Raw genomic sequence first — 12,909 nt, 5'->3', positions numbered from 1 at the left:
TTGAACATTACCGCAGCAGGCGACAACATGTTTGTAGTCGTTCGTGCTAGTAGGTTTCAAGCAAGCTTTTTACTTCTGGCCTCAGCAGCAAGGGCTGTAACTTGCGCGAGCGACTGGACGCCAATACGCCGACTTCTGCCAACATACGATACACCACCTGCCCTATTTTACGTTCGGAGCTTTCGGCCCACCCCGCTATCGCCTCATCGCGGTGTGCACGCTCTGCTAAAAACTCATCCCACTGGTAGGCCTGAAGCGCTTCCGCCTGGGTTAAAAACGCATCAGCGACGACACTTTCAAGAAACTCTACCAATAGCAGGTTACGTGCCATGGCCGCACAGAAAGACACCTGTGTGGCGAGCTGGTCGTCGCCATCGCGAAGCGCTCGCCAAAACGGTGGCTCCAGCTTCTCTAAGCGCTTGCGAATCGCTTGCCCTGCACGTTTAGCAGTGGCGGGACGGTTCTTCTGGAGGCGGTTATCAATGATGATTGCCTGGTGCCACTGCCCTTCATCCGCATTAGAGAGCAGCAAATCAGCAACGGCACGGCTTTCGCGCACCAGTCCACCGCCGATCAGATCAGAGTTGTAGCTGAAAGAAGTCAAAAGGCGCTCATCAAGGTCAATTACGTTGAAGTTGCAGGCGGCTGATCAGTAACGAGATCAGCTTTCGCTAGGCGCACTGCCCTTTTTAAGCTGTTCCAACAAGCGTTGGCGTTCTGCAGGGTCGAGTTTATCTAACTCAAGGATCAATTCTGCCACGGTGTCGTCTTCGCAGAAAAAATAGGGAATGGGCACCTCTAGTGCCTCTGAAAGCCTCTTCAGCAACTGGAAATTGGGCGCATGCTGCCCCTTTTCATACTGCGTCATACGCGCACTCGCCAGATTCGGCTCCATGCCGAGGTATTCACCCAACTGCCTTTGTGTCATACCCGCTGCTTGCCTGGCGGCTCTCAAGCGATCTGGAAGCGGACTGTCCATGAAAACACCATCGCTACTTGGAAAGCCGCTAGGCTAGCGCAAGATGACACAAAAATATGCTAAGAGATTCTTAGCAAGAATGCAATGATACTTTAAAAAGCTCCCATCAACTCTGTAACTAGAGAATGGCGTCTTAATAAGCTGCTTATGTTTTTGAAAAAAGCGCTTTCGTTGAAATTTTTGGCGTGAATTGAGTACTCACAAACATTTCAGATTCCACAGTTGAATAACGGTTATAAGAAGCATACTTAGACACCTCACACAGAGGCACTTCTTTGAAGGGTAATTTGAAGGGGTTATCCTCATCAAAAAAAGCAGAATCCATTACTTCGGCAAAATGCTGTTGATGGACAGTATTTTCACCTCTCCATAAAGCTAAGGAAAGAGCTTCACTTAAAATATGTTTAATTTTTCTTGCCTCGCCTCGTGTTGCGGAAAAAAGGGGAAACAAAATCTCATCGCTTTCAAATTTAGGAGGCTCTTCAAACCCCATTCTACATGCTAAACCTTTAACGAAGCGCGTGAACTCTTTTCGATCATCTTCATTTAAAAATTTAAAGTACGGTAACTCGATTTTACACATCAGACGAGAGGCCCATTGAGGCTCATTTGAAATCTCAGAAGCCCATGGCATTCCTACCAGTACAACAGGTATACCCGCCTGCTCACTAATGAGCTTCAGCCTGTTTGCAATCCTTTGTCGATCTTCAACTGATTTAAACTCTATTAACTCCTGAAACTCATTTATAATAATTATTTGAGTTTTGCAAACTTTCAACATTTTAACTAGTGCCTCTGCCAGACCAATCTCCCTCCTCCTACTTTTTCTTGCTTCAGAACCAAACTGACCTAAGTCGTTCATGAGTTCAATCATCATTTTTTCAACATCAGGCTTACTTGGAATACGTGACACAAGCACGGGCTGGATCAAAACACCGTTTTCTTCATAACCAGGAAAAGCGGAAGAAAATTCTTTAATTAATGCACTTTTCCCAGTTCCAGTATCGCCTGTTATCAGCATGCATTGCTGCTCTCCCCCGAACATTTGGTTATTTTTTAAACGATACAAAGAATTCATTGCCTTTTCCAGAGCTGCATGCTGAACAAAACAATTTAGGAATTTATATAACCTATACTGATTATATTCAGAATGAATAATATTCATTAATAAGGCTCCAAATTATCAGCAATCTCGTTCCAATCATCGATAGACTCTAATTTTTTTTCATCTAACATTTCACCTTCAAAAAACCTCAATTTTTTATCTTTTTTATTTTTCAAATTATTGCGAACACTTTCAAAAGATGTTTCACCTTCACTATCTATGCCTACGAAAGCAGCCACACTTTTCATTCCCCTTGAGCGACTTTTTTTATTAACCAAAGCCAGATTGTTTATATCATCCATCCTTTCGCTTAATTTCATATTCGCTAAAGCAAGCCCTGCATGGTCGACATTGGCGTCAATATATCTAGTTAACACTTTCCTCATAATTTGGTACTGAAAAATAGAGACACCATCCAACGAAAAATCTTGACTAGTCGCATCAACCTTAATATATTTTTCTAAATTAGGTAAGTATACATAAACATAAGAAACATCAGACGGATCTCGCTTCACACAAAGCTTATGTTTTGTTTTTCCAAAGGGTGGCGGGTTGTTTTTTCTAAACTCTACTAGCGTTTCGTTACTATAGCTTATATGATCCACCTCTATCCCAATTGGCCGTAAATCGCGATATACGGTAGGAAAGCTCTCTATTTTAAATCTCTGCTTTTCAAGACCCTGATAAATAACAGGAGGAAATTCCGCATACCCAACTTGCCATGATAAAGCGGGTATATGTGTCTTACGGCTGTTTGACTGCTGGTTATAAATATCAACAACCCAGATATGCAGCAAATATAAGAATTCGGAGAAAGGCAATAGCGCATCTTTCTGAGGCTCATAACCCTCTAGGTCTTTTGCACTTGAGAAAGTTTTTCCCGGTATCTGATGAACAAATTTTGTATTATAGGTATTAAAAATTCTTTCGACTAAAGGCTTCTTCCATGGCTTTCCGACTGGATTATATTCAATATTCATCCCTATTGAAGCAGAAAACCTCTCAAGATCTTTCGACCAAAATTCTGCACCATTATCAACAACCAGCGTTTCAATGCGACCCTGACATGGCCAATCTTTTTCGACGTCAGGATATTTCTTCAAAACATCCTCTTTGTCCAGAGATGCATTTATTATCGCACATCTTACAGAATTATAGCTCGGCCCTCTAAAGCTTAAATAAAACCCCACGATACATTTACTAAATGTATCAATCAAGACAGTTATAAATGGCCTTCCAATAGGGATATTCAAAGTATCATCAAGCAAGATCAAGTCAAGAGCAGTATGATCAATTTCAACACGCTCCATCACCCTAGTAGATTTTGTGAAACTATTGATCAATCGATATTTTTTATCCGCATATCGTTTGCCATAACGCTTCAAGTCACAAATATAAGGTGGAAGCTTTTTAACTCTATCGTAAAAGGCGCTTCGCCCAACAGCTACAAACTTATTATCTGGGTTTTCATTATTATGGACTAATATTAAATCCTTATAAAACTGATAAGTGGTCGCAACAGACCCCCTCACTCGTGTAAGATACTTCTTTTCGATTGCATCCCAAAAGAAAGTGTCTTTTGAAAAAGAATTAAAATCACAAAAATTATTTTTTATAGCTCTTCTATCAACTAAGTAAAGCAAATTTTTATCTACACGATACTTTGCATTCCATCTAGCTACACTTTGCCACCCAGGCTTTTTATCTATAACACCTTCATTATATAATTCATAGATAATTGGCTCTACGTTCTTCTTCGTCCAGCCTCCATTAAGCCTTTTATTGACCAACTTTATTACTTTATACTTGAACAAAGCTTTATCGGCGCACTCCTCATCAAGATCATCTATTGTTATGAATGCCACATCTTCAATTTCATCACGGCTTTTTTTACTCGCTGCTTGCGAAAAATCTATGCCTGCTAAAAACTCATCAAAAAAAGGATCTTCCAACATAAATCACCTCATGCCCAAAGAAGCAAATCATTACCAATTTGCTTTTCCAATATATTGGCCTTTAATTTCCCAGAGGCTATTAACGAAACCAGTGAGCGAATAACTCTAGGACGTAAACTAATGTCATATAGAGCACAAATTTCATGCAAGAAAATGGGAGAGTGACTTTTCACAAGGCCATAAACACTATCATACAACTCGCAATGGCTTTGAAAACCAGCGTAACGATGTAGCAGCTTAAAATTATTCAAGACTGGATACTTTCTGATTTGAAGCTCAGTGACTAAGCTCAGCTCGAAACCTAACTGACATGCTGCTTCTTTTTTTGCCTGGAATTTTTGAAAAAATTCTGGATGAAGGGTTTTACTATGGGGCTTGACCTCAATAAAGGCTATTTTTTGATTATTATTTATTATCTTAAAATCAGGAGTATAGGGGTTAGTTTTCCCATGAATCGAATAAGTGAAACCCATAGGCTGGGCAATGAAAGACTTAACGTGAGGAGAGTATTCAAAGTGGTAGCAGGCATCAAACTCAAGGGAAGACTCTACAGTGTGAGCAGTAGCAGTTTTGAAGCTAGCAAATTTGTAGAGGTTCTTGACACGGGAATGATGGAGCTTACGCCTGTACATGACAGCACCCCATTTCGTAGGTTTACTACAAAAATAGGTTATGTCACGAGAAACCGCAAATTATGTCATTTTAACCGGAATTTATGTCAAAACAGACCGGAAACGACAAGAAATGGAGGCGGCCCCAAAAGCCACATCCCGGCACACGCAGCCACCGCTACCGTTGCTCCCTTCCGGGCCTGGCGGGGTTTGCAGTTTAGCGTTGCGGGAGGACCTAAGGGGCCACCATAACGGCACACTCTGATACTTAACATATGAATGTGCTAACGCTGATGTGGTGGCTACGCCCTGATTTGAACAGGGGACCCCATCATTATGAGTGATGTGCTCTAACCAGCTGAGCTACGTAGCCTTTTCCTCATCAACGGGTGCAGATTATGCCTATCTTAACGACGAAAGGCAAGCCGAAAACGACCTGCCTTTTGTTCAATAACCTTGAATGTGAAAAATACGCTTAGAGGCAGTGCGTGCTTATAAAGCTTCTCGGACTGCCGACAGCGCTTCTCCGCCATCACGGGTCGTCACCCCTTCAAGCCACACTTCTAACACATCACTGTTGTCGTTAAGATAACTGCGTGCGGCCTCTCGCGGGTCTACCCCATCGTCCATGATGGCACTCATCAATTGGTTTTCCATTTCCAGCGTGAACGTCATATTTTTTAGCAGTTCACCAACATTTGGACACGCATCAACAAACCCTGCCCGGGTATTGGTATGCACAGTTGCACCGCCCAAGTTGGGTCCAAAATAGTCATCGGCACCCGATAAATATGCCATCTCAAAATTAGTGTTCATGGGATGCGGCTCCCAGCCTAAAAACACCATCCATTTTTCATTGGGCACCCGCGCGCGAAGCTCAGCCAGCATGCCCGCCTCGCTCGAATCAACGACTTGCCAATCACCTAGCCCATAAGCGTTGTCATCAATCATTTGCTCAATGAGTTCATTGCCATCGTTGCCAGCTTCGATACCGTGCAAGCGTTGCTCAAACTGATCAGCATGCTCTGCCAAATCGTTAACCGAGGTTACGCCCGCATCATAAACATATTGTGGTACTGCCAGGGTGTACTTGGCACCTTCAAGGTTGACCACTAAACGCTCAACCTCACCGCGCTCTACATAGGGGTCACTGATTGAAGCCATCGAGGGCATCCAGTTCCCTAAAAAAACGTCAAAATCATTGTTACGCATACCCGCGTAAGCAATGGGCACCGAAACGGTATCAACACGGGTTTCATAGCCAAGCGCTTCTAACACTTCGGTAGCCAGCGCCGTCGTTGCGGTGATATCGGTCCAACCCACTTCTGCGAAGCGAACGCTACTACACTCGTTTGCATAGGCAGCCGCCGGTAAAAAGGCTGTCAGTAATAACGTGCTTACGCTTCGTGTATATGTGCGTTTCATCTGATTTTCCCCATTATCGGTTTTATATGAACACGCCCTGTACGTATAAGTCGTAGGAACAGGATAACAATGCACCCTTTTATTGATTGAACGTTCAATAAAAAAATGCCATCATGGTCAGGTAATCATGCCTACTCCTGGTTTTCAAGGGCAGGAGCCAATGGGCATTCAACGTCAGTAGGAGATAGCTGTGCCTAAGGTGGGAATGGAACCGATACGCCGCCAGCAGTTAATTAAGGCTACCATGGCGGCCATTGACGAGGTTGGTTTAGCAGAAGCGACGGTCATGCGGATTGCCCGTCATGCTGGCGTCTCAGCCGGCATTATCAGCCACTATTTTGGCGGTAAGGATGGCCTACTAGAAGCAACCATGCGGCAAATTTTGACTGACCTCAGCGACGCCGTTGCCGCACGCCGCCGCGCGTTAGAAGACGACTCTCCTCGCGCTCACATCGGCGCCATCATCGAAGGTAACTTTGATCGCACTCAGGTGACCGGCCCTGCCGCTAAAACGTGGCTCGCCTTTTGGGCTAGCAGCATGCATAAGCCGGTGCTTCAACGGCTTCAGAATGTCAACGACCGCCGTTTGTACGCCAATTTATGCCATCAATTTCAGCGTGTAATGCCCCGAACAGATGCCCGCAATGCCGCCCGTGGGCTGGCCGCGATGATTGATGGTCTATGGCTACGTGGTGCGCTTACGCCTGAAGGGCTCGATGCCCCTGAAGCGCGACATCTTGCGCACACCTATCTCGACCAACTGCTTATTCATTATGGATGTCATCAACGCGCATCCACTGCAGAAACACAGTAAGGAGACCAACATGGCCGCTCAAGATATACAGCCACTTTATATTGATGGTCGCCCGGTAGATGCCACCTCCGGCGAAACATTTACCGTTACCAACCCCTATAACGGCAGCATGCTGGCCACCATTGGCCAAGCAAGCCAAGCCGATGTCGATAGCGCTGTAGAAGCCGCCCAGCACGGCCAGCGTGAATGGGCAGCAATGACCGGCATGGAGCGCTCACGCATCTTGCTGCGCGCGGTTGCACTGTTACGAGATCGTAATGATGAGCTTGCTGCACTGGAAACTCAAAACACCGGTAAGCCGATCAGCGAGACTGCCAGCGTCGATATTGTGACCGGTGCCGATGCCTTGGAATACTACGCAGGCCTTGCCCCTGCCATTGAAGGCAGCCAAATTCCACTGCGCGATAGCTCCTTTGTGTATACACGCCGCGAGCCACTCGGCGTCATTGGCGCTATTGGTGCCTGGAACTACCCTATTCAAATCGCCTGCTGGAAAGCCGCGCCTGCGCTGGCAGCGGGTAACGCGATTGTCTTCAAGCCCAGTGAAGTCACACCGCTAACCGCTCTCAAGCTTGCCGAAATTTTCACAGAAGCAGGCCTACCCAACGGTGTTTTCAATGTCGTTCAAGGCGATGGCCGCGTTGGCGCGATGCTGACTGGGCACCCAGGTATCGCCAAGGTATCGTTTACTGGCGAAGTAGGCACTGGCAAAAAGGTCATGGCCGCTGCCGGTGGCTCTACCCTGAAAGATGTCACTATGGAACTGGGCGGCAAATCGCCACTGATCGTGTTTGCCGATGCCGATTTAGATCGTGCCGCCGATGCCGCGATGATGGCCAACTTCTACTCCAGTGGCCAGATTTGCACTAACGGCACTCGCGTATTCGTTGAGCGCAGCGTTAAAGAGGCCTTTGAGGCGAAGCTGGTTGAGCGCGTTCAGCGCATTAAAGCGGGCGATCCGATGGACCCCAGCGTTAACTTTGGCCCGCTAGTCAGCTTTGAACACCAGCAAAAAGTGCTTTCCTACATTGCCCTAGGTAAAGAGCAAGGCGCGCGGGTATTGGCTGGCGGTGATGAGTGGAATACCGGTGACTGGGCGAATGGTGCCTGGGCGGCGCCCACTATCTTCACTGACTGCACTGACGATATGCGCATCGTCAAAGAAGAGATCTTTGGCCCGGTGATGTCCGTACTTGCCTTTGACGACGAAGACGAGGTTATTTGTCGCGCCAATGACACCAACTACGGCTTGGCAGCGGGTGTGTTCAGCGAAAGCTTGAATCGCGCTCATCGGGTTATTCACCAGCTAGAAGCGGGTATTTGCTGGATCAACACCTGGGGCGAGTCGCCTTCCGAAATGCCGGTAGGCGGTTACAAAGAGTCGGGCATTGGCCGTGAAAACGGCGTTGAGACGCTGAATCATTACACCCAGACCAAGTCTGTGCAAATCGAAATGGGGCCGTTTGAGTCGGTGTTTTAATCGAAGTAATGGACGCTACCGGTAGGCATATAGAAAAGAAGCTTTTCAGTTATACCTGCCGGTTCATTACCCATCATTCGGCTCTTTCAAGGTAAAAGCATGTCTCAATCACGTGAATATGATTACATCATTATCGGCGCCGGCTCAGCGGGTAACGTGCTGGCCACCCGCCTGACCGAAGACAGCGACGTCAGCGTTTTGCTGCTTGAAGCAGGCGGCCCCGATTACCGTTTCGATTTTCGTACCCAAATGCCCGCTGCACTGGCGTATCCACTACAGGGCAAACGCTACAACTGGGCGTTTGAAACCGATCCCGAACCACATATGGATGGCCGCCGTATGGAGTGTGGTCGGGGTAAAGGCCTGGGCGGCTCATCGCTGATCAACGGCATGTGCTATATCCGCGGCAACGCGCTAGATTACGATAACTGGGCCAAAGAACCCGGTTTGGAAGAGTGGGATTACCTCAGTTGCCTGCCCTATTTTAAAAAGTGCGAAACCCGCGATATTGGCCCTAATGATTACCACGGCGGCGACGGCCCGGTCAGCGTGACCACGCCTAAAGCTGGCAATAACCCGCTTTACCGCACGTTTATCGAAGCGGGTAAGCAGGCAGGCTATCCAGAAACAGACGATGTAAACGGCTATCAGCAAGAGGGTTTCGGCCCTATGGACCGTTTCGTCACGCCCAAGGGCCGCCGCGCGTCTACGGCACGCGGTTATCTGGACATTGCCAAGCAGCGCAGCAACCTGACCATCGAAACCCACGCCGTCACGGATGTGATTGAGTTTGATGGCAAGCGTGCTGTTGGCGTGCGTTACGAGCAAAAAGGCCAGCCACACCAGGCTCGCGCCCGCCGAGAAGTACTGCTGTGTGGTGGCGCCATTGCCTCACCGCAGATTCTCCAGCGTTCTGGGGTAGGCAATCCCGAGTGGCTTAAAGAACTGGGTATTTCGTTGGTTCATGAGCTTCCCGGTGTAGGCGAAAATCTCCAAGATCACCTTGAAATGTACATTCAATACGAATGCAAAGAGCCCATTTCGCTGTATCCAGCGCTGAAATGGTACAACCAGCCAAAAATCGGCGCTGAGTGGCTGTTTAAAGGCACTGGCGTGGGCGCCAGTAACCAGTTTGAATCCTGTGGCTTTATTCGTAGCAATGATGAGGAAGCATGGCCAAATCTGCAGTACCACTTTCTACCCATCGCGATTAGTTACAACGGTAAAAGCGCCGTCCAAGCACATGGCTTCCAGGCCCACGTTGGCTCAATGCGCTCGGAAAGCCGCGGGCGGATTCGCCTCACTTCAAAAGACCCGCACGCGGCCCCTAGCATCTTGTTTAACTACATGGCCAAAGAGAAAGATTGGCAAGAGTTCCGCGATGCGATTCGCTTAACCCGCGATATCATCGCGCAACCCGCCTTTGATAAGTACCGTGGTCGTGAAATTTCACCTGGCCCTAGCGTACAAAGTGACCAAGAGCTTGACACTTTTGTTAAACAGCACGCTGAAACCGCCTATCACCCTTGTGGCAGTTGCCGCATGGGCGAAGGTGAGATGGCAGTCACCGATGGGCAAGGCCGTGTGCACGGGCTCGAAGGCTTACGCGTCGTTGATGCATCGCTATTCCCTGTTATTCCCACCGGCAACCTCAACGCGCCAACCATCATGCTGGCGGAGAAAATTGCTGACCAGATTCGCGGCCGCGAGCCACTACCCCGCGCCAACGTTGATTACTATGTCGCTCACGGCGCGCCAGCTAAGCAGGCTTCATAAAACGCAGTCTATCAACCTATAAAGTAACGCTAAACGCTATGGCCATATGCCATGGCGTTTTTTTATGCCTTATGTACGCTACAGTAGGGATATAACGCGAACGTATGACAGTGAAACGCTTGCACTTTGGCTAGTGACTCTGCCAATATTCAAACATACGTTTAAATGCGTTCATTATAAACCCCGATGGAGATACAACCATGCTCACCCTACTGCTCATTGTGCTTGCCGTTATCGGCTTGCTCGTGGTGATGCGCCGCGAAGCAGGCGCAACGCCAGCCTTCGCTCTGCTTGGCGCACTAGGCTTGGTCGGCTTAGTGCTTGACGCGCCTGTTATTGGCACGCTGCTACTGATAGCAGCCGTTGCGGTTGCGGTTGCTGGTCTGCCTGCACTGCGCAGCAAGTGGCTAACGCCGCGCATTTTCGCCACCTTTAAAAAGGTAGCGCCAAAAGTATCCGACACGGAGCGCACAGCGCTAGAAGCTGGCACTGTCTCCTGGGATGGCGAACTCTTCTCTGGCAAACCGCAATGGGAATCGCTGCTCAACTATAAAGACGACGGCCTGAGCGAAGCAGAGCAAGCTTTCTTGGATAACCAGTGTGCCAAAGCAGCCGGCATGTGTAATGCCTGGGATATCGCCCAAGAGCGCGCTGACCTACCCCAACAACTGTGGGATTATCTAAAGAAAGAAGGCTTCTTCGGCATGATTATTCCGAAGGAGTATGGCGGCCTAGGGTTCTCGGCGAAAGCACAATCCATGGTGCTGCAGAAACTCTCTGCTAATGAGACGCTAATGGTCACCGTTGGCGTACCTAACTCACTCGGCCCAGGCGAGCTGCTACTTAAATACGGTACCCAAGAACAGAAAGACCACTACCTGCCACGCTTATCCGATGGCCGTGAGATCCCTTGCTTTGGCTTAACCGGCCCACGTGCTGGCTCTGATGCCACGTCGCTGCCGGATACCGGCGTCGTCTGTAAACAAGTCATCAACGGCGAAGAAGTGCTTGGCCTACGGCTTAACTTCGAAAAACGCTGGATAACTCTGGCTCCCATCGCCACGGTGGTAGGCCTAGCCTTCCGCCTGTTCGACCCAGAAAAACTGCTCGGTGACGAAGAAGATCGCGGCATTACTCTAGCGCTCATCCCCCGCGACACCCAGGGCATGGACATCGGCCGCCGCCACCACCCCATCGGCAGTCCGTTTATGAATGGCCCAATTAAAGGTAACGACGTGTTTGTGCCGTTGGATACCATTATCGGTGGCCCCGATATGATCGGCCAAGGCTGGCGCATGCTGGTCGAGTGTCTCTCGATTGGTCGCTGCATTACTCTACCTTCTGGCGCCACCGGCACCGCGCGCTATGCGCTAGGCTGGAGCGGCGGCTTTACTCGCGTTCGTCGTCAGTTCAACGTCCCCGTCGCAGAAATGGAGGGCGTACAGGAGCCGTTAGCACGCATGGCTTCGCTGGCTTACATCTCTGCTGCGACGGTTTATCAAACCGCCAACCTGATCGACCACGGCGAAAAACCTGCCGTTCCTTCAGCAATTTTGAAAAGCCAGTTGACCGAATTCCAGCGCGTATTGCTTAGCGACGCTATGGATGTTCATGGTGGTAAAGCCGTTACCCTTGGCCCACGCAACTATCTAGGCATTGGCTACAGCGCTAACCCGGTGGCTATTACCGTGGAAGGCGCGAACATTATGACCCGCAACCTGATGATCTTTGGTCAAGGTGCGATTCGCTGCCACCCTTATGTGCTGGACGAGCTAGCCGCTAAAGATGCCAACGATGTTAAAGCCTTCGACAAAGCCTTCTTTGGTCATGCAGGGCTGATCTTCGGCAATGCTGCTCGTGCCTTTACGCTTGGTTTTGGACTAGGCAAACAGAGCGTTCCCTTCAGCGGCCCTGCAGCTACCTACGCGCAAGATATCGCACGCCTTTCTGCAGGCTTTGGTTTATGCGCCGATGCCGCCATGGCAAGCCTTGGCTCTACGCTGAAAAAGCGCGAAATGCTATCAGCGCGCTTGGGTGATGTACTGTCTAACCTTTACTTGGCCTCGATGGTGCTAAAGCAGTGGCACACAGGCAATAAAGTGGAAGGTGAAGAAGCACTGTTGCATTACAGCCTGCAGTTCCTACTTAACCGTGCAGAGCAAGCGTTTGTGGAAATTTTCGATAACCTGCCAAACCGTACGTTAGGTAAGGTGTTGAAAGTTGTGGTCATGCCGACGGGCCGCCGCTGGAACAAACCCCATGACGACCTGGCCCGCGATATTGCGCAACGTGTATCTACACACAGCGCTCTACGCAGCAAGCTACTTTCTAATACCTGGGATAAAGATGATGGCGCAGAGTCTAACCCCCTTGCTCGCTACAACGCGCTGCTGGTGGACTATGACCGTGCCGAAGCCCTCTACCGCACGGTGAACAAAGCTTACGCCAAAGGTGAGCTGCCACAAACGGCGCTACACCCTGAAGCACGCATAGAAGCCGCGCTGGAAAAAGGGCTTATCAAAGAAGACGACGCACAGTTTATGCGTACCTTCGAAGCAGAAGTGCTGGAAATGCTGACGGTAGATGACTTCGCCTATGACGCGTTTGCTAAGGATAAATCAACGTTGATTAATCACAACGCAGCGCCTGTAGCACCGCCCCTACAAGAAGAAACCAGCGTTAAGTAGTCACACCCCACTTTAACTAGCCTTCCCAACCGGCCTCTTCAGGCCGGTTTTTTTACGCGCATTTTCAAAAACGAAAC

General features: G+C 48.8%; 10 protein-coding genes, 1 tRNA gene and 1 other RNA gene. 4 read left to right on the top strand and 8 right to left on the bottom strand.

The features are described from left to right. Window positions 1–46: 46 nt before the first annotated feature. The 8 genes from CR46_RS0110580 to CR46_RS0110550 form a co-directional block, all read right to left on the bottom strand. Window positions 47–604, bottom strand: coding sequence for a DUF1819 family protein (locus CR46_RS0110580; RefSeq protein WP_030072655.1), 558 nt, complete (start codon window positions 602–604; stop codon window positions 47–49). Between the two features lie 57 nt (window positions 605–661). Further along, window positions 662–979 (bottom strand): helix-turn-helix domain-containing protein, encoded by a 318-nt coding sequence (locus tag CR46_RS0110575; RefSeq protein WP_009095642.1) that lies wholly within the window; start codon window positions 977–979, stop codon window positions 662–664. A gap of 145 nt (window positions 980–1,124) precedes the next feature. Next, entirely contained in the window at window positions 1,125–2,144 is a 1,020-nt protein-coding gene (locus tag CR46_RS0110570) for a TniB family NTP-binding protein (RefSeq protein WP_030072650.1), read from the bottom strand. After that, a complete protein-coding gene (locus CR46_RS0110565; protein ID WP_051690160.1) occupies window positions 2,144–4,039 on the bottom strand; it encodes a Mu transposase C-terminal domain-containing protein in 1,896 nt (631 codons plus the stop codon). The genes CR46_RS0110570 and CR46_RS0110565 overlap by 1 nt, the downstream gene beginning before the upstream one ends. An 8-nt stretch (window positions 4,040–4,047) precedes the next feature. Then, on the bottom strand, window positions 4,048–4,671 hold the full coding sequence (locus tag CR46_RS0110560) for a TnsA endonuclease N-terminal domain-containing protein (RefSeq protein WP_030072646.1): 624 nt from the start codon (window positions 4,669–4,671) through the stop codon (window positions 4,048–4,050). A 122-nt stretch (window positions 4,672–4,793) separates the two neighbouring features. Then, window positions 4,794–4,890, bottom strand: an RNA gene (gene ffs / locus CR46_RS18145) — signal recognition particle sRNA small type. Between the two features lie 56 nt (window positions 4,891–4,946). Continuing rightward, a tRNA-Met gene (locus CR46_RS0110555) sits at window positions 4,947–5,023 on the bottom strand. A gap of 119 nt (window positions 5,024–5,142) precedes the next feature. Beyond that, a complete protein-coding gene (locus CR46_RS0110550) occupies window positions 5,143–6,075 on the bottom strand; it encodes a choline ABC transporter substrate-binding protein (RefSeq protein ID WP_030072645.1) in 933 nt (310 codons plus the stop codon). A gap of 190 nt (window positions 6,076–6,265) precedes the next feature. Between CR46_RS0110550 and betI the strand changes: the two genes are divergently transcribed. The 4 genes from betI (at window position 6,266) to CR46_RS0110530 (ending at window position 12,832) form a co-directional block, all read left to right on the top strand. After that, a complete protein-coding gene (gene betI / locus CR46_RS0110545; protein WP_198023718.1) occupies window positions 6,266–6,889 on the top strand; it encodes a transcriptional regulator BetI in 624 nt (207 codons plus the stop codon). 10 nt (window positions 6,890–6,899) lie between these two features. Continuing rightward, window positions 6,900–8,369: a betaine-aldehyde dehydrogenase gene (gene betB, locus CR46_RS0110540; protein WP_030072642.1), complete on the top strand. Its 1,470-nt coding sequence runs from the start codon at window positions 6,900–6,902 to the stop codon at window positions 8,367–8,369. 99 nt (window positions 8,370–8,468) lie between these two features. Further along, on the top strand, window positions 8,469–10,145 hold the full coding sequence (gene betA / locus CR46_RS0110535; RefSeq protein ID WP_030072640.1) for a choline dehydrogenase: 1,677 nt from the start codon (window positions 8,469–8,471) through the stop codon (window positions 10,143–10,145). A gap of 200 nt (window positions 10,146–10,345) precedes the next feature. Beyond that, window positions 10,346–12,832 carry an acyl-CoA dehydrogenase gene (locus tag CR46_RS0110530; protein WP_030072638.1) on the top strand — a complete coding sequence of 829 codons (2,487 nt, stop codon included), beginning with the start codon at window positions 10,346–10,348 and terminating at the stop codon, window positions 12,830–12,832. The last annotated feature ends 77 nt before the right edge of the window (window positions 12,833–12,909 follow it).

The sequence above is a fragment of the Vreelandella neptunia genome, from assembly GCF_000712975.1.
Lineage (GTDB): Bacteria > Pseudomonadota > Gammaproteobacteria > Pseudomonadales > Halomonadaceae > Vreelandella > Vreelandella qaidamensis.
Note: the sequence above shows the minus strand (reverse complement) of the source record. Positions and strands in the feature narration are given on the sequence as shown.

Excerpts from the sequence above, each read along its gene's own strand:
- CR46_RS0110530 (WP_030072638.1), top strand. The coding sequence starts at position 10,346 with ATGCTCACCCTACTGCTCATTGTGCTTGCCGTTATCGGCTTGCTCGTG.
- CR46_RS0110560 (WP_030072646.1), bottom strand. The coding sequence starts at position 4,671 with ATGTACAGGCGTAAGCTCCATCATTCCCGTGTCAAGAACCTCTACAAA.
- betB (WP_030072642.1), top strand. The coding sequence starts at position 6,900 with ATGGCCGCTCAAGATATACAGCCACTTTATATTGATGGTCGCCCGGTA.
- CR46_RS0110565 (WP_051690160.1), bottom strand. The coding sequence starts at position 4,039 with ATGTTGGAAGATCCTTTTTTTGATGAGTTTTTAGCAGGCATAGATTTT.
- CR46_RS0110570 (WP_030072650.1), bottom strand. The coding sequence starts at position 2,144 with ATGAATATTATTCATTCTGAATATAATCAGTATAGGTTATATAAATTC.
- betA (WP_030072640.1), top strand. The coding sequence starts at position 8,469 with ATGTCTCAATCACGTGAATATGATTACATCATTATCGGCGCCGGCTCA.
- CR46_RS0110575 (WP_009095642.1), bottom strand. The coding sequence starts at position 979 with ATGGACAGTCCGCTTCCAGATCGCTTGAGAGCCGCCAGGCAAGCAGCG.
- CR46_RS0110550 (WP_030072645.1), bottom strand. The coding sequence starts at position 6,075 with ATGAAACGCACATATACACGAAGCGTAAGCACGTTATTACTGACAGCC.